This is a genomic window from Undibacterium sp. MH2W (genome assembly GCF_049340215.1).
In the GTDB taxonomy this organism is placed as follows: Bacteria; Pseudomonadota; Gammaproteobacteria; order Burkholderiales; family Burkholderiaceae_D; genus Undibacterium.
The window spans coordinates 345,486-363,603 of sequence record NZ_JBMPPA010000004.1 but is presented as its reverse complement, the minus strand read 5'-3'; the positions used below and the strand labels follow the sequence as shown (position 1 = coordinate 363,603).

Annotated in this window: 17 protein-coding genes and 1 tRNA gene; 16 read left to right on the top strand and 2 right to left on the bottom strand. The window is 46.9% G+C overall.

Annotated features, from left to right (window positions below; genetic code table 11):
• Nucleotides 1–104: 104 nt before the first annotated feature.
• Complete coding sequence (locus ACO0K2_RS12265; protein WP_423019136.1) at nt 105–497, top strand: VOC family protein; 393 nt, start codon at nt 105–107, stop codon at nt 495–497.
• A gap of 237 nt (nt 498–734) precedes the next feature.
• Here the strand turns inward: ACO0K2_RS12265 and ACO0K2_RS12260 are convergent.
• A tRNA-Met gene (locus tag ACO0K2_RS12260) sits at nt 735–811 on the bottom strand.
• 282 nt (nt 812–1,093) lie between these two features.
• On the opposite strand from ACO0K2_RS12260, the gene ppnN reads away from it, so the two are divergent.
• Both ppnN and ACO0K2_RS12250 read left to right on the top strand, forming a co-directional pair.
• Nucleotides 1,094–2,467 (top strand): nucleotide 5'-monophosphate nucleosidase PpnN, encoded by a 1,374-nt coding sequence (gene ppnN / locus ACO0K2_RS12255; protein WP_423019134.1) that lies wholly within the window; start codon nt 1,094–1,096, stop codon nt 2,465–2,467.
• Nucleotides 2,468–2,670: 203 nt separating this feature from the next.
• A complete protein-coding gene (locus ACO0K2_RS12250; protein WP_423019132.1) occupies nt 2,671–3,630 on the top strand; it encodes a chemotaxis protein in 960 nt (319 codons plus the stop codon).
• A gap of 149 nt (nt 3,631–3,779) precedes the next feature.
• Here ACO0K2_RS12250 and ACO0K2_RS12245 read toward each other — a convergent pair whose 3' ends face one another.
• Nucleotides 3,780–4,190, bottom strand: coding sequence for a hypothetical protein (locus ACO0K2_RS12245; protein WP_423019130.1), 411 nt, complete (start codon nt 4,188–4,190; stop codon nt 3,780–3,782).
• A gap of 346 nt (nt 4,191–4,536) precedes the next feature.
• On the opposite strand from ACO0K2_RS12245, the gene ACO0K2_RS12240 reads away from it, so the two are divergent.
• The 13 genes from ACO0K2_RS12240 (at nt 4,537) to ACO0K2_RS12180 (ending at nt 18,112) form a co-directional block, all read left to right on the top strand.
• Nucleotides 4,537–6,486: a CocE/NonD family hydrolase gene (locus tag ACO0K2_RS12240; protein WP_423019128.1), complete on the top strand. Its 1,950-nt coding sequence runs from the start codon at nt 4,537–4,539 to the stop codon at nt 6,484–6,486.
• Nucleotides 6,487–6,591: 105 nt separating this feature from the next.
• A complete protein-coding gene (locus ACO0K2_RS12235; protein WP_423019126.1) occupies nt 6,592–8,655 on the top strand; it encodes a M13 family metallopeptidase in 2,064 nt (687 codons plus the stop codon).
• Nucleotides 8,656–8,889: 234 nt separating this feature from the next.
• On the top strand, nt 8,890–10,023 hold the full coding sequence (nadA, locus tag ACO0K2_RS12230; RefSeq protein WP_423019124.1) for a quinolinate synthase NadA: 1,134 nt from the start codon (nt 8,890–8,892) through the stop codon (nt 10,021–10,023).
• 65 nt (nt 10,024–10,088) lie between these two features.
• A complete protein-coding gene (gene nadC / locus ACO0K2_RS12225) occupies nt 10,089–10,955 on the top strand; it encodes a carboxylating nicotinate-nucleotide diphosphorylase (RefSeq protein WP_423019122.1) in 867 nt (288 codons plus the stop codon).
• Between the two features lie 284 nt (nt 10,956–11,239).
• Nucleotides 11,240–12,454, top strand: coding sequence for a selenium metabolism membrane protein YedE/FdhT (gene yedE, locus ACO0K2_RS12220; protein ID WP_423019120.1), 1,215 nt, complete (start codon nt 11,240–11,242; stop codon nt 12,452–12,454).
• The gene (yedF, locus tag ACO0K2_RS12215) at nt 12,451–12,690 is read left to right on the top strand and encodes a sulfurtransferase-like selenium metabolism protein YedF (protein ID WP_423019118.1); all 240 of its coding nucleotides are present in this window, start codon (nt 12,451–12,453) and stop codon (nt 12,688–12,690) included. The genes yedE and yedF overlap by 4 nt, the downstream gene beginning before the upstream one ends.
• A gap of 74 nt (nt 12,691–12,764) precedes the next feature.
• The gene (locus ACO0K2_RS12210; protein ID WP_423019116.1) at nt 12,765–13,142 is read left to right on the top strand and encodes a nuclear transport factor 2 family protein; all 378 of its coding nucleotides are present in this window, start codon (nt 12,765–12,767) and stop codon (nt 13,140–13,142) included.
• 378 nt (nt 13,143–13,520) lie between these two features.
• On the top strand, nt 13,521–14,426 hold the full coding sequence (locus tag ACO0K2_RS12205) for a prohibitin family protein (protein WP_423019114.1): 906 nt from the start codon (nt 13,521–13,523) through the stop codon (nt 14,424–14,426).
• A 265-nt stretch (nt 14,427–14,691) separates the two neighbouring features.
• A complete protein-coding gene (locus ACO0K2_RS12200) occupies nt 14,692–15,162 on the top strand; it encodes a hypothetical protein (RefSeq protein ID WP_423019112.1) in 471 nt (156 codons plus the stop codon).
• A gap of 657 nt (nt 15,163–15,819) precedes the next feature.
• The gene (locus ACO0K2_RS12195) at nt 15,820–16,209 is read left to right on the top strand and encodes a VOC family protein (protein ID WP_423019110.1); all 390 of its coding nucleotides are present in this window, start codon (nt 15,820–15,822) and stop codon (nt 16,207–16,209) included.
• Nucleotides 16,210–16,293: 84 nt separating this feature from the next.
• Nucleotides 16,294–16,737, top strand: coding sequence for a GNAT family N-acetyltransferase (locus ACO0K2_RS12190; RefSeq protein WP_423019108.1), 444 nt, complete (start codon nt 16,294–16,296; stop codon nt 16,735–16,737).
• A 233-nt stretch (nt 16,738–16,970) separates the two neighbouring features.
• Nucleotides 16,971–17,228 carry a hypothetical protein gene (locus tag ACO0K2_RS12185; protein ID WP_423019106.1) on the top strand — a complete coding sequence of 86 codons (258 nt, stop codon included), beginning with the start codon at nt 16,971–16,973 and terminating at the stop codon, nt 17,226–17,228.
• Between the two features lie 2 nt (nt 17,229–17,230).
• Nucleotides 17,231–18,112 carry a sensor histidine kinase gene (locus ACO0K2_RS12180; protein WP_423019104.1) on the top strand — a complete coding sequence of 294 codons (882 nt, stop codon included), beginning with the start codon at nt 17,231–17,233 and terminating at the stop codon, nt 18,110–18,112.
• Nucleotides 18,113–18,118: the final 6 nt, after the last annotated feature.

Here is an 18,118-nt window from a genome sequence, read left to right as displayed (position 1 = left end):
ACAGGGTACAATTCATCGTCATCGATGCTGATGATCTATGTTCTGACGTTGATTTTTGTTTTTCGTTTTTAATAATGCTCCCCAAGGGAGTTTAAGGAGACCGCATGTTTAGTCATGTGATGGTAGGTTCTAATGATATAGAACGTTCAAAAAAATTCTATGATGCCGTGTTGGGAATTTTTGGTGCGGCGGAAGGGGTGCGCAATGTGGCACCTTCTGGCCACACGCGTCTGTTTTATCGCCATGATGGTAGTAGTTTTGGTGTGAGTGAGCCGATTAACGGCGAGCCAGCAACATTCGCCAACGGCGGCACAATCGGTTTTAAATGTAGCTCTGCAGAGCAAGTACAGCTGTTTCACGACACTGCAGTCGCTCATGGCGGGCAGACCTGTGAGTCGCCTCCAGGCTTGCGAGAAAGCTCGATGGGTGCAATGCACTTGGGCTATGTCCGCGATCCAGACGGCAACAAATTATGTGCGATTTTCCGCGGTAAATAAGTTATTTATTTAGTCGTGTCATGAGGGATAGTCATCGCCGGCAATAGAGTGCGGTGACTGTTCTTGATCGTCGATAGCAGCGTGAGCTTCGCTGCATTCTTTTCCCTTGATCCTATGCGCGTTTTTCCATTGCAGCATTTTGGATCTATTCAATCACAAGCGACGACATAAACAACATACCGTTTCGATCTTGACGAAAAAAAAGCTTACGATGAACGTAAGCTTTTTTTTTGAATCTGGTTGCGGGGGCAGGATTTGAACCTACGACCTTCGGGTTATGAGCCCGACGAGCTGCCAGACTGCTCCACCCCGCGTCTGAAGGGGCGAACTATACATGGCATTAGTTGAATATACAAGTCTGTCACGCAAATATTTTAAATTAAATCGCCGATCACGCTCTCGCTGCGATAAACGATAAAAAAAATAATGCGAGAACAATAAGTTTTTTCTGAAAACGTGCATAATGAAAATCAAGAAATGATGCGTTAAGGTCTCGACCACAACGCGATGTATGCTCGTCACATTGCGAGAATCGTGACGTTGCATGCGCTTGACACCTGCGATGGCAGGTGGGTTTTTAAAAAGGAGAACTGAACATGATCGACCAAGAAGTCATTGATACCCAAATTTCTCCAGAAGGCCGTATGGAAGTCCTTTCCAAAGCCGAGGTCGGTAAGTTGCTTGATAACAGTCACGGTGGCTTGTATCAGGTGTTTCGTAATTGCGCATTGGCGGTGTTGAATTGCGGCAGCGGCCTTGATGACGGCAAAGAATTGCTTGAGCGTTATAAGAGCTTTGATATCAGCATCATCCAACGTGAACGCGGCATTAAGCTTGATGTTAAAGGCGCGCCTGCAAGTGCCTTTGTGAATGGCGTCATGATCAAAGGGATTCAAGAACACCTGTTTGCCGTATTGCGGGATATCTTATTTATTAATGTCGAAATTGCCGACGGTAATAAATTTGATCTAACGACATCCGAAGGCATTACTGACACCGTTTTCCATGTGCTTAGAAATGCGAATTTACTCAAACCACAAGTCAATCCGAATCTGGTTGTCTGTTGGGGTGGGCACTCAATTTCTGGGCTTGAATACGACTACACCAAGCAAGTTGGTTATCAGTTAGGGCTCAGAGGGATGGATATTTGCACCGGATGCGGTCCTGGCGCGATGAAGGGCCCCATGAAGGGAGCGACGATTGGTCATGCGAAGCAACGCCTAGCGCACAGTCGTTACCTAGGTCTGACGGAGCCGGGGATTATTGCTGCGGAGGCGCCCAATCCTATCGTCAATGATTTGGTGATCATGCCTGACATTGAAAAACGCCTAGAGGCTTTTGTGCGCGTAGGCCATGCCGTGATCGTGTTCCCAGGTGGGGCGGGGACTGCGGAAGAGATCTTGTATTTGCTCGGTATTTTGTTGCATCCTGAAAATGCCGAATTGCCTTTCCCTCTGATTTTTACGGGCCCAGAAAAATCCGCTGACTATTTTGCGCAAATTGATCAATTTATTGGTGATACCTTAGGTACGGCGGCGCAGAAACGATATAAAATTATCATTAATAATCCGGCACTGGTCGCACATGAAGTCGAGCAAGGAATCAAAGAAGTGCGTGAATTCCGTAAGCAAAAAGGCGATGCGTATTATTTCAATTGGCTGCTGAAAATCGACCCTGAGTTCCAGAAGCCGTTTGAACCAACCCACGAGAATATGCGTAATCTAGCGCTGCATAAAAACCAAGAGCCGCATTTGCTCGCTGCACAATTACGTAGGGCATTTTCTGGTGTGGTGGCGGGCAACGTTAAAAACCAAGGGATTCGTGCCATCGAGCAGTATGGACATTTCGAAATTCGAGGAGATGTTGCTATTATGGAATCTATGGATGCACTTTTGGGTGCGTTTGTTGTGCAAAATCGAATGAAATTACCGGGTAAAGCGTACACGCCGTGCTATCGCATCATAAAATAGGGAATAAGTTCCAGTTTTGCACCATTTATAGCTATAGTGAATGTTAACTTATGTGGCTATAGTGGTGACTATCTCGCGGCACGCGTGTAGGATCGCAACATAAACAAAAAGTTTCCGTTGGGATACAGATATTGATGTTGAAAAATGCACGAACTTGGTAAGATGTTCACATTCAATTTTATTACTTTTTGAGGATAACAATTATGAGTACCGTACAGCAAGAAGTTGATGAGCGTACCAATCTCACGGGTTCGAACAAATTTGAATTGTTACTTTTCAGATTGGGTGGGGACGGTGGCGGTGAACGCTCAGAATTGTTTGGTATCAATGTATTCAAAGTACGTGAAATTGTTGCTATGCCTGCAATCACTGCTGTCGCGGGTGCCTTGCCACACATGTTGGGTGTGGTGAATCTCCGAGGCCAGATTATCCCTGTGATCGATTTACCTTCTGTCGTTGGATGTGTCCCTAAAACGGGTTTAAACATCATGCTGGTGACCGAATACGCACGGACCACGCAAGGTTTTGCCGTGGAATCCGTAGAGGAAATCGTTCGTCTTGATTGGAGCCAAGTCTTGTCTGCGGAAAATAGCGCAGTGGGCGGCATGGTGACGAGTATTGCACGCCTCGATGGCGACACAGAAAATACACGCTTAGCGCAAGTCTTGGACGTTGAGCAGATCCTGCGTCAAATTACGCCTTCTGATGCGAAAGACGTTGACCCAGAGACCATCGGTGATCGCTTGCAGATGAGAGAGGGCGCGATCATTCTTGCTGCGGACGATTCTGGTGTTGCCCGCAGCCTCATTGAGAAAGCACTAGGCGCGATCGGTGCACCGTTCATCATGACGAAGACGGGCAAAGAAGCGTGGGACAAATTACAGGTCCTTGCTGCCGCCGCTCAGTCTGAGGGTAAAGGCTTGAGGGATAAGGTGGCGATGGTGCTGACAGATTTGGAAATGCCAGAAATGGATGGTTTTACTTTGACCCGTAAAATCAAGCAGGACGATCGCTACAAGTCACTCCCCGTCATTATTCACTCTTCTTTGTCCGGCCAAACCAATGAAGAACACATCAAAACCGTGGGTGCAGATGCTTATGTAGCCAAGTTTGTGGCTGAGGAATTGGCTGCGGCAATTCGCAAAGTATTGTCAATGAAATAATAATCTGACGCCAATTCTGGTTTCATGAAGTAAAAAAGGGACACGATTTGTTGTCCCTTTTTATTTTTTCGATCGGATCGTGCTTAACAGTAGATCAGCTTTGGCCTTTTAAATGATCGATCAATAAACGATGAATGGCCGGTAGTCGATTATTTTACGATTCGTCTCCAGCCGCTAGGGCAGTCCTTAACGACGGGATAAAACCCGTCTGGCTGGTTGCAGTAAAGCCATTCCCGTCCTTCGCTCACTCGCTGTGTTGCTGGCGCAGGTTGTACTTCATAGGTTGAACTACTATAGCTGACCTCTGGGGCAGAGGTGTAAACAGGCGTGCTGTACACAACAGTTGGTGCACGGACGACGACCTCTTGCGGGTAGCTGTAATATGGGTTGCCATAATAGTAGCCAGGGTTGTAATAAGGCCCTCCAACGATCAATGGTAGTGGATTGATGTATAGGCCAAAACCCACACGTGGCCCGCCATGGTATCGGGGCCAGGCATAGCTGCTGCTCATCACACATAAACTCAATAACAAGAGTGTGGCGACTTTTAAGGTTTTCATAGCGTCCGGACCTTCACAAAAAAAACGAAAAAATATTCAACAAATATCGACGTTAACGTCAAAAAAACGAAACTTTTTTGTCAAAATACACTCTCTTTACCATATTTGATATAAATTAACTTTCTCATGTGCACGATAGACGTGGGTCAGAAGGCGTATTTTGTTCATTTCGAGCCAAAGTAACGAGTTCGAAATCACTTTATATCAAAGAAATACATTGAAGCAGTTTCCTGTATGGATCTCTGGGTTTGACTGCAACTTCCAAAACAAGTTCATTTTTCGCTGACGTCTCGATTACCCATACGAACGTTGGCTGAGAAGTTCAATTCATAAGAAAAGGGATGACATGGCGTCTTGGCTAAAAAAAATAACAGTGGCATGTGGTGCGGCCTTGCTTGCTCAATACCCGGTGTACGCCGCATCGGCAGCGCCCGAAACGACCGAGTCTTCAGCGCCCAGCGTTCGGGAAAATTATACAAAATATGAGTATCAAATACCCATGCGCGACGGTGTTAAGTTGTTTACGGTTGTGTACGTACCAAAGGATGCGAGCCGTACCTATCCTTTTTTGATGATACGAACACCATACGGGACCGGATCGGGATTCAACGACGAGATGCGCTATGGCGTTGACGTCTATCCGAAATCGGTGGGACCGTCGAAAGAATTTGAAACCAGCGGTTATATTTTTGTTGATCAGGATGTTCGCGGTCGTTTTATGTCAGAAGGTAAATGGCAGGAGATGACGCCACACATTAATCAACAGCGTCAACCTGGTGAAGGTAACGAAAGTCAGGACATGCACGACACCATTGATTGGTTATTGCAGCATGTGCCTGGCAATAACGGCAAAGTGGGTATCTGGGGAATCTCTTACCCTGGTTTTTATACATCAGCCAGTATCATTGACTCTCATCCTGCGATCAAAGCCGCTTCGCCTCAAGCTCCCGTGACCGATTTATTTATGGGGGATGACTCCTATCACGGCGGCGCTTTTATGCTCGCGGCCAACTTTGATTTTTATGCCAGTTTTACCGAAGAGAAAAATCCGACCCCTTATCCTAAAACATGGAGCGCCTTTGACTATCGGACCAGCGATGGTTACCAGTATTTCTTGCAATATAAGAGCTTGCAACAGATCGCCGCACAACTCAGCGATAAACAGCGTGAATTATTTGTGCCAAACATCGAGCACAGCACCTACGATAGCTTTTGGCAGTCGCGTAATATTGCGCCGCACTTAAAGAACATTAAAGCCGCCGTATTAACTGTTGGTGGATGGTTTGATGCGGAAGATGTGCATGGGCCGTTTGCGACCTATGACAGTATTAAGACAAATAACAAAGGGATCTACAACGGACTCGTCATTGGTCCATGGTCACACGGCGGTTGGGCGCGTGCGGATGGCCGAACAATGGGTGACGTCGATTTTGGTAGTAAGACGGGTGAGTATTATCGTAAAAACGTTTTATTTCCTTTCTTTGAACACTATCTCAAAGGTGTCGATGCGAAGCCGCTGCCAGAGGCGACGGTGTTTGAAACTGGTACTAACGTTTGGCGCCAATACACAAGTTGGCCGCCGCAACAGGCCCAGCGAAAAACCTTGTATTTGGGTGCCAATGGCACCTTGAATTGGACGCAACCTGCCGCCGATAGTGCGCCATTTGACGAATACGTGAGTGATCCACAAAAACCTGTGCCTTACACCGCTTACGTGGCAACCGGTGTCCCTCGAGAATACATGGTTTCGGATCAGCGATTTGCCTCCACCCGACCAGATGTTCTCGTCTATCAATCGGATGTGTTGCAAGAGGATGTAACGATCGTCGGCAAGGTAGAGCCAAAATTATTTGTGTCAACGACAGGTACGGACGCTGATTGGGTCGTAAAACTGATCGATGTCTATCCAAACGATTATCCAGATGAGCACGTGGCGAAAGAACGTGGTCATGATGTGCCGCCACCTGTGACGTCGATGGCGGGGTATCAGCAATTAGTCCGCGGCGAACCGATCCGTGCAAAATTCCGTAACAGCTTTGAGCATCCTGAGCCACTGGTTGCAAATCAAGTGACCGCGGTCAATTATCAAATGCCAGACGTGAATCACACCTTCCGTCGTGGACATCGGATCATGGTCCAAATTCAGAGCTCGTGGTTTCCGTTGATTGACTTAAATCCGCAACAGTTTATGGACATCCCCAAAGCGCAACCGGCCGATTTTAAAAAGGCGACGCAGCGTGTCTATCATGCGCCAGGACAGTATTCTGGTTTGTCTGTTCAAGTGATACCGAGATAAGGTGATGACGTTCCAATTCGAAGAGATCGACATCATCTAAACGATACAAATAACCCAAATAACCCAAATAACTCCAAAAACATCAATACTTTCAGGGATAGGATAATGAAAATGTTACCAACCATGTTTAAACGCAAAACAATCAGTGGCCTCGTAGGCCTGTTGTGCATCGGTGCCGCCTGTGCGGAAGCACCTGCACCAACGGCAACGTCGAATCAATTGGTCCTTGAATCTAACACGATGGATTTGAAAGCAGATCCGTGTACTGATTTTTTTGAGTATGCAAATGGTACGTGGTTGAAAAATAATCCCATTCCCGCTGATCGGTCGCGTTACAGTGCTTATGATGAAGTGACTGAGCGTAACTTAGCAGCCTTAAAGCAAATCGCAGAAACTGCGGCAGCCGGTGAGATTAAAACTTACAACGGCCAATTGGTTGGGAATTTCTATGCCAGCGGCATGAATGAAGCGCGTATCGAAAAAGAGGGTGTGACGCCGCTTCGCCCTGAGTTTGAAAAAATCAACAGCATTAAAGATAAGCAACAGTTAGTGGCAGTGATTGCCGATTTGCACAAACAAGGTGTGGGAGCCTTATTTGGATTCGATGTCGAACAAGACGCGAAAAATGCCACGCGCTACATTCCGCAACTCATGCAAGGTGGTTTGGGATTGCCTGACCGTGACTACTACCTCAAAACCGATGCCAAAACGGTCGACATTCGTCATAAATACGTCGACTACGTGGCACATCTCTTTGTCTTGACCGGTGACAAGCCAGAAGAGGCACAGCAACACGCACAAACAGTATTAGCCATCGAAACGCGCCTCGCTAAAGCGTCTCTGACCAAAGTGCAATTACGTGATCCACAAGCGAGTTATCACCTCATGACTGTCGATGGTCTGAAAAAGGTCGACCACTTCACGCCATGGACTGCGTATTTTAATGAAGTCGGCTTAACGCAGCCTGGCCAGCTCAATGTGGCGCATCCGCAATTCATCGCTGAGGCGGGGCGTATGATCAATACGGTGTCGTTGGATCAATGGAAGACGTATTTACGTTGGCACTTAACGAATACTTATGCAGGTGATCTGAGCTCTGATTTCGTGAATGCGCATTTTGATTTCTATGGAAAAACGCTGGCCGGTACTAAAGAGTTACAACCTCGCTGGAAACGAGTGCTGGCGAAGATCGATGTAGATGCAGGCGAAGCATTGGGCGAATTGTATGTGGCGAAATTCTTCAGTCCTGAAGCGAAAGCTGGCGTACTGGAAATGGTCAACAACATCAAAGAAGCGATGCGTGAAAGTATTGGAAAGCTTGAATGGATGTCCGATACGACAAAAAAACAAGCCTATAAAAAGCTTGATACGGTCATGGTGAAAATTGGCTACCCGGATGTATGGCGCGACTACAGCGCATTGCATATCGATAACGGCTCATACGCTGCGAATGTCGCCCGTGCAAACGCGTTTGAATTTCAGCGTGTTCTCGCTAAGTTAGGTAAGCCGATCGACCGTAACGAGTGGGGTATGACACCACAAACGGTGAACGCGTATTACAACCCGACGATGAATGAAATCGTGTTCCCAGCAGGGATTTTGCAACCGCCGCTGTACCACGTCAATGCGGACCCTGCTGCTAACTACGGTAATACAGGCGCCACAATCGGCCATGAGCTCACCCATGCGTTCGATGACGAAGGTAGCCAGTTTGATGAGCAAGGTAATCTGAAAAGCTGGTGGACGGCGCAGGATCAGAAACAATTCCTCGCGAGAGTAAAAACAATCGAGCAACAATTTGATGAGTTCAATCCAATTGATCAATTGCATATCAATGGCAAGCTCACAGCCGGTGAAAACATTGCCGACCTCGGCGGGATGAAAATTGCGTTGCAAGCCCTGCGTACCTCCTTAAAAACGAAGCCGCAAGCGGCGGAGATTGATGGTTTGACGCCAGAGCAACGTTTCTTTGTGGCGAATGGTCAGAGCTTCCGTAGTTTGATTCGCGATGAAAGCTTACGTTTGCAACTGGCAACGAACCCACATGCCCCTGATAAATACCGCGTCATTGCGCCATTGGCTAATATGCCTGAATTCTCAGAGGCATTTAATTGCAAAGGTGATCGTTCGCCATTGCGCCATGGAGGTAAGCAGGTCGTTATCTGGTAACAGCGTATACTAGGCGCTCAATAGGCGCTCAATAGGCACTGAATTCAATTGATCTTGGTCGCTTGCCACGCTAAATAATAGTAGAAAGGCAAGTTGTTTGCCCAGTTGATATTGAAATCATGGCGTTTGTGTGAAAACACCCTATTGTCCTTTGGGATACTAGGGTGTTTTTGTATATACTCCCCGATTACTCGAAATTGATCCTCTTTATCTTACTAGCTCACGTTAATTTGTATGGAAACCACCAAAGTCGTCGAATTTGAACGTCCTCAAATGGATGTCGGTCTTAGTTGCACAGCCAACGCTTGGGCGCGTGTTCCTGAGTCGCCCAGCGCTGAAGAAAAAGTGGCACTCAAAGCCCGTATTAAGCAGTTACTCAAAGAAAAGCAGGCCGTCTTGGTGGCGCACTACTATGTGGATGCTGAGCTTCAAGACTTGGCAGAGGAAACGGGCGGCTGCGTCTCCGACTCTTTGGAGATGGCGCGCTTTGGTCGTGATCACGCAGCGAAGACCCTCGTTGTTGCCGGTGTGAAGTTCATGGGCGAAACAGCGAAAATCCTGAGCCCAGAAAAAACGATTTTGATGCCAGATTTAGACGCGACATGCTCGTTGGATCTCGGATGTCCTGCGGATGAATTTACCGCGTTTTGCGATGCCCATCCTGATCGCACGGTCGTTGTCTATGCCAATACCAGCGCTGCAGTGAAAGCCCGCGCTGATTGGATGGTCACCTCAAGTATTGGTTTGGATATCGTCGCGCACTTACACGCCCAAGGTAAAAAAATTCTCTGGGCACCTGATAAGCATCTGGGTAGCTATATCCAAAAACAAACAGGGGCCGATATGCTCTTGTGGCAAGGCTCTTGTCTCGTTCATGATGAGTTTAAAGGCATTGAGCTCGATGTTCTCAAAGCTGAATATCCGCAAGCCAAAGTATTGGTCCATCCTGAATCGCCAGCTGCAGTGGTCGCTTTAGCGGACGTGGTCGGTTCGACATCCCAAATGATCCATGCAGCGCAGACAATGGATGCACAAGAATTTATTGTGGCAACCGATAACGGTATTCTGCATAAAATGCAAATGGCGGCACCCGGAAAACGCTTCATCGTTGCTCCGACAGCCGGTAACAGCGCGACATGTAAGAGCTGCGCGCATTGCCCTTGGATGGCGATGAACGGTTTGCGTAATCTGTTGCAAGTGCTTGAGCAGGGCAAAAATGAAATTCACGTTGATCCGCAGATCGCTGAAAAAGCGCAGTTATGTATCAATCGGATGCTTGATTTTGCTGCTGCAAAGAAAGCGAATGTGCGTCCCTCTGGCGATTTAGCAAAGGATGCTGCGCTGTTCTCAGGCATTGGCCCAGCATAATGGCGTGAGCTTCACTAGCGCACCTGATTTGAAAATGATTTTTCCTGAAACAAGGATGGCTTTGTATGCCGAGTAATTTAAAAAATAAACACGTTCCATTTGACGCTGATTTGCAACAAGCCTTTGAGCGGAACGTTCGCGATGCACTGCAAGAAGACATTGGTGCGGTGGATTTAACGGGTCTGCTTGTTCCGGAAAAAGAGCAGGTGCAGGCGCAAGTGATTGTGCGTGAGGACGCTGTTTTATGTGGTGCACCGTGGTTTGACGCTGTCATGGAGCAGTGCCATCCTGAAACCGTCATTGATTGGCAGTATGCAGAGGGTGATCGGATGGTCGCAAACACCGTCGTATGCAAAATAACGGCACCCGCACGTGCCTTGTTGACTGCCGAGCGTTCTGCATTGAATTTCTTGCAGCTCTTGTCTGCTGTGGCGACAGCGACTTCGCATTATGTGGCTATGATTGAAGGGACGTCGGCAGCGATTCTCGATACCCGTAAAACCATGCCTGGTCTCCGCTTAGCACAAAAATATGCTGTCCGCGTTGGTGGTGGCAAAAATCAACGTCTTGCTTTATATGACGGTATTCTCATCAAAGAGAATCACATTGCTGCCGCAGGTGGTATCGCCGCAGCGATGCAGCAAGCTTTTGATTTGAAGGCACAAGCGACAATTCAAATTGAGGTAGAAAGCCTCGATGAATTACAAGCGGCATTGAGTGCGGGTGCGCAGTCGATTTTGCTGGATAACTTTACAACCGAGATGATGCGCGAGGCAGTCAGCCTCAATCAGGGTCGCGCCTTACTCGAAGCATCTGGGGGTGTCGATCAGCGTACAGTCCGCGCAATTGCAGAAACGGGCGTCGATCGTATTTCCATTGGTAGTCTCACGAAAGATATCAAAGCAACGGATTATTCCTTGCGCGTGCTGTAATCGACAGCCTATGGTGGTTTCGCGTGTCATCGCGGGGCCGTCGAAAGCTCATGCCACACTCCGATGCATCGGGTGTGGCATTTTTTTACGATATAGAGGCGCGTTGGATGTGTGCTGCTTGTAGCCTCGACTGTGGATCAAGGTCGGATATGGCGCAACATGCGCAACAATATCGCGGATTCTTTAGCAAGAGTCTGTGGTTTGAATGCTAAAATCTTCCTCCTGTTCAATATTATTCTGTCATCCTTTTTGATGCCGTACCATCTTCTACGAAAGCCCCTCCAATGATGCAATGGAAAGAATTTAAAGACACGTATCTGATCCGTTTTTGGTCTCCAGTACCGTCGGTCATCGCGGCGGGTATTTTATCTGCCTATTATTTCGGTATTACTGGCACGTTTTGGGCGGTCACCGGGGAATTTACGCGTTGGGGTGGGCATCTGTTGCAGTTGTTCGGTTTTCATCCAGAGGCATGGGGTTACTTTAAGGTGATTCATCTTGATGGAACGCCCCTCGATAGGATCGATGGTGTCATGATTATCGGCATGTTTGCAGGCTGTCTGTCGGCGGCACTCTGGGCAAATAACGTGAAGTTGCGTATGCCGCAGCATCGTATCCGGGTGGTTCAGGCAATTGTGGGCGGCATCATTGCGGGATTTGGTGCGCGTCTGGCGATGGGTTGCAATTTGGCGGCATTCTTCACTGGTATCCCGCAGTTTTCCTTGCATGCGTGGTTTTTTGCACTCGCAACGGCACTGGGATCATGGTTTGGTGCACGTTTTAGTATGTTGCCGATGTTTCGTATTCCCGTGAAGTTGGAAAAAGTCTCTTCGTCGCAGCCCTTAACGCAACAAACGGATCAGGCAAATAAGCGTTTTTGGCTTGGTATGGTGCTTTTTGCGGTATTTATCGTTTGGGCCGTCGCGAAAACCTTCAGTGCGCCAAAATTGGGCTTGGCAGGTTTGTTTGGTCTCGCCTTTGGGTTATTGATCGAGCGCGCCCAGATTTGTTTTACATCGGCATTTCGTGATCTCTGGCTGACAGGGCGCACCCAAATGGCGAAGGCGATTATTGTTGGGATGGCGGTCAGCACGATCGGTATTTATAGCTATATTCAGTTGGGCGTGGCGCCGAAAATTTTCTGGGCGGGCCCTAATGCAGTGATCGGTGGTTTATTGTTTGGATTTGGTATCGTGATGGCGGGTGGTTGTGAGACAGGATGGATGTACCGCGCAATGGAAGGGCAGGTGCATTATTGGTTAGTGGGCTTGGGTAACATCATCGGTGCGACCGCGTTGGCATTCTGGTGGGATGATCTGGCACCTGTTGTGGCAACCAATTTTGATAAGGTCAATCTGCTGCAAGTCTTTGGACCACAGGGTGGCTTGATTGTGACTTACCTTTTATTGGGGCTGTCGCTCGCCGCTGTTCTCTGGTGGGAAAAACGTTTCTTCTCCACACGATCAACCACTGCAACACTTTCCGGAAAACGCGCATGAAAACAATGACTTTTACTCCTGACTATCGCCTTGATATGAAAGGGGAGCCGTGTCCTTATCCTGCGGTTGCTACGTTAGAGGCAATGCCACAACTAAAGCCTGGTGAAATTCTTGAGGTGATTTCTGACTGCCCACAATCCATTAATAACATTCCAGCAGATGCGAAAAACCATGGATATGAGGTGCTCGAGATTCAACAGGATGGTCCCACCATTCGCTATCTGATTCGACGTTAGCATGCACCGGATAGTATGAGTGGCCTCTTCATTCAACCAATAAATTAATCAACGAATCTCGCTGGAAACGACCTATGCCGAACGACACACCTAACGAATCGCCCATCGATATAGTGCAACGCCAGCTTGATGCCTACAACGCCCGAGATATCAACGCGTGGCTCAATACTTACTCGAAGGATGCTACGCAATATATTTTGCATGGTCAACTTCTTGCGAGAGGGCACAACGATATTCGTGCCCGCATGACCTCGCGATTTGCAGAGCCTGATCTTCATGCGGAACTTGTGACTCGTATCTCTATCGCGAACATCGTCGTTGATAATGAGATCATTACCCGAAATTTCCCAACAGGACGCGGCACGATTGAAATGCTGTGCGTCTATGAAGTTGTTGATGGCTTGATCCACAAAGCCTCCTTTGCTTCCGGCATGATTCGACTCGGTGCTTGAAGACAAAAGCGTCGGTAGTAATTTGTCGCGATTACCGTTTGCCTCGATGCTCTTGATGTCTACACTGCTACTCGTCTACTTGCTCTCGTCATGTGTTCACTGAGGTGCATTTTTTCTTGTAACTGATGATGACCAACAAGCGGCGCATATAGACGATCTTTATAGAATTTTTACACTGACTATCGATTTCTATAGAGAATTTTTATGGTGCCCTCGTTAAGCTGGGATCATGGTCATCCGATTGATCACGTCCTTTCGTGATGGCCCTGTGTCGGCTGAACGAGCACTGAGTGAGAAAATCTGAATATGGATTAATCACGCTAAAAATAGCGTTCTTCATCAAGAAAAATAATTTCATTTACGCATCGAGAGAAAATCATGACAAAAAAATTGATGTCAATAGTGTCCCTTGTAGTGACAATATTGATTGCTTTGATCCTCAAAAATATGTTCGTTGCTTCCGTATCTGCTAACCATGTTGGCGTGGAGTTTAACCGGATTGACGGTCGTGTCGTGCCGACACCATTAACATCAGGTTGGCACTTAATGGGTATTGGGACATCCGTCGTCGAGTTTCCAACTTTTACTCAGACGTACACATGGACTAAATCGGTCCACGAAGGTGCGCCACTGGATGAATCGATGAATTTTCAAGTGGCTTCCGGGGTCGTCATCAATGCTGATTTGAGCATTTCATATAGTATTGATTCCAGTAAAGCACCGGTTCTCTATCAAAAATACAAACGTGGCTATGAAGAAATCACTAGTCGGATTATTCGCAATGAGATCAGAAATGCCTTAAACATTTATGGCTCTGATTATGATGCAGAAGGATTGTTATCCGGCGGAAAAATTAAATTGGCCGAGCAAGTTCGCCAAAAAATCAACAGCGATTTAGGCCCTTACGGCATTCTTGTCGAGCAATTTGGTTTTGTGAACGAACTGCGTTTGCCGACGAATATTCAACAAGCGATCGATGCAAAAATTCAGGCAACACAAGAAGCATTAAAGTCCGAAGCGATGCTGCGTAAAAATAAAGCCGATGCCGCAAACGCTGTAGCGATCGCGCAAGGACAGGCGGATGCAAAAATAGCCGCTGCCCAAGGTGATGCCAAAGCGCTGGCGGTATTAGGCGAATCGATCAAGCAATATGGCGCTGAGGCAGCTAAAGTAAAAAATCAGACCTTGTGGATTGAAAAGTGGGACGGAAAATTACCTACCACGACCGCCGGAAACAATGCTGCACTGGTAATGGGTGTGAACGGCATTTCCGAATCCAAATAAAAGCAGCTAAACAACATCGTTCGGGGGATTTGTGACTAACAACTCCCGAACGATATTTACTTTAATCACCTCCATGCATTGCGCAACAGGGTGTGGAAAACGATGCCCATCCTCGTGAAGTGGAATTTTAAGGTTTGTGCGATTACCTGTGATCTTGCACCTATTCGCGTCGACTTCACGCATTTTTAATGTTTTCCTCGTAATTAAGCCTATTCATGTGGCAAGAAAAATCTAATGAGATGAGCATTTCGAATATCGAGAATATATGAAAAAAATAATTGCACTAATTTGTATTGGTATATTTTCGATCATTTATCAAAAATATTTGATCATCCAATATCAACCAACACTTGAGAGTTATGGCAAATTTGAAACGGTTAAAGGGGCGTTCAAGACTGTAACTGCAGGTAGATTTCACTACAGCGCGATAGGTCGTAAAGGATTTGCCTGTGCCGTATTTTTTGATGGAGCTGGTGCGAACTGCCGCATACCAAATTTAATCGAAAATGAGGTTGTTGAAGTCAAACTTGCCAAGATAAAAACTCTTATTGGAGATATCTCTTATTTGCTATCGATGTCAGCAAATGGGCAAATAATTTATGAAAAAACACCAAGCGAGGCACTTCAGGAATGGAAGGATGGTTCAAACGAAAGTATCTATGTGAATAGTTTTTATTTGATGGTAACGATAGCTTTTTTTGGATCTTTAATTGTTAGGATCTTCAATAGAGATTGAGCTTTCAAAAATCGCACGTATTTATTTGGAGCGAATAGTTTTGAAGTGTTCATTTGATTTTTATTAGCGGTCAACTTGAAAGTTAAAGCGACCGATGAGTCTCCCGTCCAAGGTCATAACGTAGAGGAGGCTTAGCCAAGTGTCGTTAAATTTTAAATTTACAGTCAAGCGACGTATTGAGAAATTTTTCACGTTCAAAAAAAATAATCTAAAAAAGTTATTTCCCCTATGAAATGTGTACTTAACTAGGGGAAGTTCAAAAGATCGTATCAGAGATCCCATTGAGTAGTTCACAGAAAGAGGCTTTAGAAAGGACGGAGGAGTCTGAAATTACAAAAGCAATAAAGCGAAGCGAGAATAAAGATTGCCAAATCAAATATGCTGACAATGCAAGCTTTAAGCAGTTGGCTGCACTCGCACCTTTGTTGTACGACACTATTAAAGATCGTTGCAAGTGGCGGTGAAAAAGTGATAATTTTGCTGCGATGTCATTAGCATACAGTCCTGATTGCTTCAGCCCCTTTTCAGTAATCAACATCAATTTGAGGCACGATACAGCACAAATAAGTTATTATCTAAAAGGTAAGTCTTGATGCCTTGCGCGTCGACTACATTCATTGCCAAATAAGTAGCGGCGATATTTTATGGGATAAAAAAATGATCGATCACACAGGCGTCATTGTTAGCGATTTTGAGCGCAGCAAAAAGTTCTATCAAATAGCGCTTGCCGCCATTGGTTATGAGCTGCTCGCTGAATTTCCTGCGTCCGTGACAGGGCATACTGATGTCGCGGGATTCGGAGAGGAAGGAAAGCCTGACTTTTGGATCAGTAAAGGTACGCCAAACCAACCACCGATTCATGTCGCATTTCGAGTGAGTGAAAGAGCGGTTGTCGATGCATTTTACAGCGCCGCGATGCAAGCGGGCGGTCGTGATAACGGAAAGCCCGGCTTACGTCCTCATTATCATCCGAATTATTACGGTGCTTTTGTTTTGGACCCAGATGGACACAACATAGAAGCAGTCTGTCATGCCGCAAGTGATTGAAATCAGGTGGTTGCCAGCCTGACTGGTGGTCTGTGCGCGGGCCGTTAATTGGCCATCAATTTTTTTAAAAAGGACAATAAATTCATGATGTTTCGCACTGCACAACCCAACGACATCGCCACCTGCATTGTGATCCGAGGACAGACACGAGAAAACGCCGTTTCTGAGGCGAGACTCAGTGAGCTTGGTATTACGCATGAGAGTTGGGCGAAAAGCGTTCAGGATGGGGAGCTATTGGGTGTGATTGCCGAAGTCGATGGCAAGATGGTGGGCTATTGTTTTGGTGACGCAGGAAGCGGTGAGATCGTTGTGTTAGCTTTGTTACCTCCATTTGAAGGCCGAGGCGTAGGCAAGGCGCTATTGGCTCGCGCCATTGATATCTTGCGTGAACGCGGTCATCAACGTTTATTTCTAGGGTGCAGTAGCGATCCTCAGGTGCGCTCTTACGGCTTTTATCGGCATTTAGGCTGGATCTCTACAGGGCAAACCGATAAGTATGGCGATGAGATGTTGGTCTATATTTGCTAGCAGCGTCGGTGTCGATATCAAAGCAATCTGGGCTGGTTACCTTCAATTCTCTCAGACTGCCGACCTGGTTGTTTATTTTCTTTATCTTCTGATTCTGCCATTTAACCCTCTGAACTGACACTTAGTCGCATTTCATTCGCGACTCGTTACCTTACGGTTTATTCTTTGATCACGGGTGGGCTGCAGCGAAAGCTGTCCCGCAAATGGGGTGGTCATTCAGAAGGAGAAAACAAATGAAACAACGTAAATTAAGCATCTTATCGGGATATTGGGCAAGATATAGCCGTCGTCTGCATGAAGCGTCGTGGATGGAAGTGTTGTGGGGATGTCTTGGGGTACTTTTTGCAGGTGTGGTGTTGCAATTAACGACCTTGGCGAAATTGATTGTTGCCGTATCGGTGCTGAATAAATTATGGTCTCAGAAAGCGACGCGCCGGCAGCGTGTTTCGACATTAACGTTTTCATCAAAGCTTAACCGTGAGAGTGAATAGTAATGAAGCCGCAAAACGATAATCCCCTCTTGCATGCCGTTCTTAACGTGACGGAAGTAGTGAGCGTGCTGTGGTGGAAATTTTTCGATTGGGCGGCGGTCACTGCTTGGAAAGCGTTGGCGGCGGTGTCGGTGATTGTGTTGATTTTGGGCGGCTTTATCGGTGCGGGACCATTCGCTGTGATGTTGGTGTTATCAGCAATCTTGATTAAGAGCGTTGCTGGCGGCAAAAGGAGGGCGGAAATCGCGGCGACCGAGGCGGTCACGCGGGCAGACGTAGAATCGCTCGAGCGCAGGCTGCTTGAGGCGCAGATGGCCGCACTTCAAGCGCAGATTGAACCGCACTTTTTATTCAATACACTGGCATTAATTGGGCAATTTATTGCAACAGACCCGAAGCGGGCGGCGGAGGTGCATGCGGATTTGATTAAATATTTGCGGGCTGCCTTACCGCAAATTCGTCAGGAAGGGACGGGACAGTTAGGGCAGCAATTGGCTTTGTCTCAAGCGTATCTCAATATCATGCGTGCGCGGATGCAAGAGCGACTCTCTTATGATATCGAGATAGAAGAGGGGCTGAGTGATGCGCAATTTCCTTCGATGATGATCCAGACCTTGGTAGAAAATGCGATTAAGCATGGGTTGGAGCCTAAAATTGAAGGCGGTAGTATTCGTATTGCGGCACGGCGTCAGATGGATGAACTGTGGGTGGAAGTCAGTGATAATGGTTTAGGGCTCGATCTGCATATCGCCGAGGGTATGGGTTTAACAAATATTCGGCAACGATTACAGATCCTCTATGGAAGCAAAGCGCGCCTCATTATTGAAACGCCGTTTGAGGGTGGCGCGCGGTTCCGGATTCAGTTACCTTATCTTCAAGGATGAAGAACG

Excerpts from the sequence above, each read along its gene's own strand:
- ACO0K2_RS12265 (WP_423019136.1), top strand. The coding sequence starts at position 105 with ATGTTTAGTCATGTGATGGTAGGTTCTAATGATATAGAACGTTCAAAA.
- ppnN (WP_423019134.1), top strand. The coding sequence starts at position 1,094 with ATGATCGACCAAGAAGTCATTGATACCCAAATTTCTCCAGAAGGCCGT.
- ACO0K2_RS12250 (WP_423019132.1), top strand. The coding sequence starts at position 2,671 with ATGAGTACCGTACAGCAAGAAGTTGATGAGCGTACCAATCTCACGGGT.
- ACO0K2_RS12245 (WP_423019130.1), bottom strand. The coding sequence starts at position 4,190 with ATGAAAACCTTAAAAGTCGCCACACTCTTGTTATTGAGTTTATGTGTG.
- ACO0K2_RS12240 (WP_423019128.1), top strand. The coding sequence starts at position 4,537 with ATGGCGTCTTGGCTAAAAAAAATAACAGTGGCATGTGGTGCGGCCTTG.
- ACO0K2_RS12235 (WP_423019126.1), top strand. The coding sequence starts at position 6,592 with ATGAAAATGTTACCAACCATGTTTAAACGCAAAACAATCAGTGGCCTC.
- nadA (WP_423019124.1), top strand. The coding sequence starts at position 8,890 with ATGGAAACCACCAAAGTCGTCGAATTTGAACGTCCTCAAATGGATGTC.
- nadC (WP_423019122.1), top strand. The coding sequence starts at position 10,089 with ATGCCGAGTAATTTAAAAAATAAACACGTTCCATTTGACGCTGATTTG.
- yedE (WP_423019120.1), top strand. The coding sequence starts at position 11,240 with ATGATGCAATGGAAAGAATTTAAAGACACGTATCTGATCCGTTTTTGG.
- yedF (WP_423019118.1), top strand. The coding sequence starts at position 12,451 with ATGAAAACAATGACTTTTACTCCTGACTATCGCCTTGATATGAAAGGG.
- ACO0K2_RS12210 (WP_423019116.1), top strand. The coding sequence starts at position 12,765 with ATGCCGAACGACACACCTAACGAATCGCCCATCGATATAGTGCAACGC.
- ACO0K2_RS12205 (WP_423019114.1), top strand. The coding sequence starts at position 13,521 with ATGACAAAAAAATTGATGTCAATAGTGTCCCTTGTAGTGACAATATTG.
- ACO0K2_RS12200 (WP_423019112.1), top strand. The coding sequence starts at position 14,692 with ATGAAAAAAATAATTGCACTAATTTGTATTGGTATATTTTCGATCATT.
- ACO0K2_RS12195 (WP_423019110.1), top strand. The coding sequence starts at position 15,820 with ATGATCGATCACACAGGCGTCATTGTTAGCGATTTTGAGCGCAGCAAA.
- ACO0K2_RS12190 (WP_423019108.1), top strand. The coding sequence starts at position 16,294 with ATGATGTTTCGCACTGCACAACCCAACGACATCGCCACCTGCATTGTG.
- ACO0K2_RS12185 (WP_423019106.1), top strand. The coding sequence starts at position 16,971 with ATGAAACAACGTAAATTAAGCATCTTATCGGGATATTGGGCAAGATAT.
- ACO0K2_RS12180 (WP_423019104.1), top strand. The coding sequence starts at position 17,231 with ATGAAGCCGCAAAACGATAATCCCCTCTTGCATGCCGTTCTTAACGTG.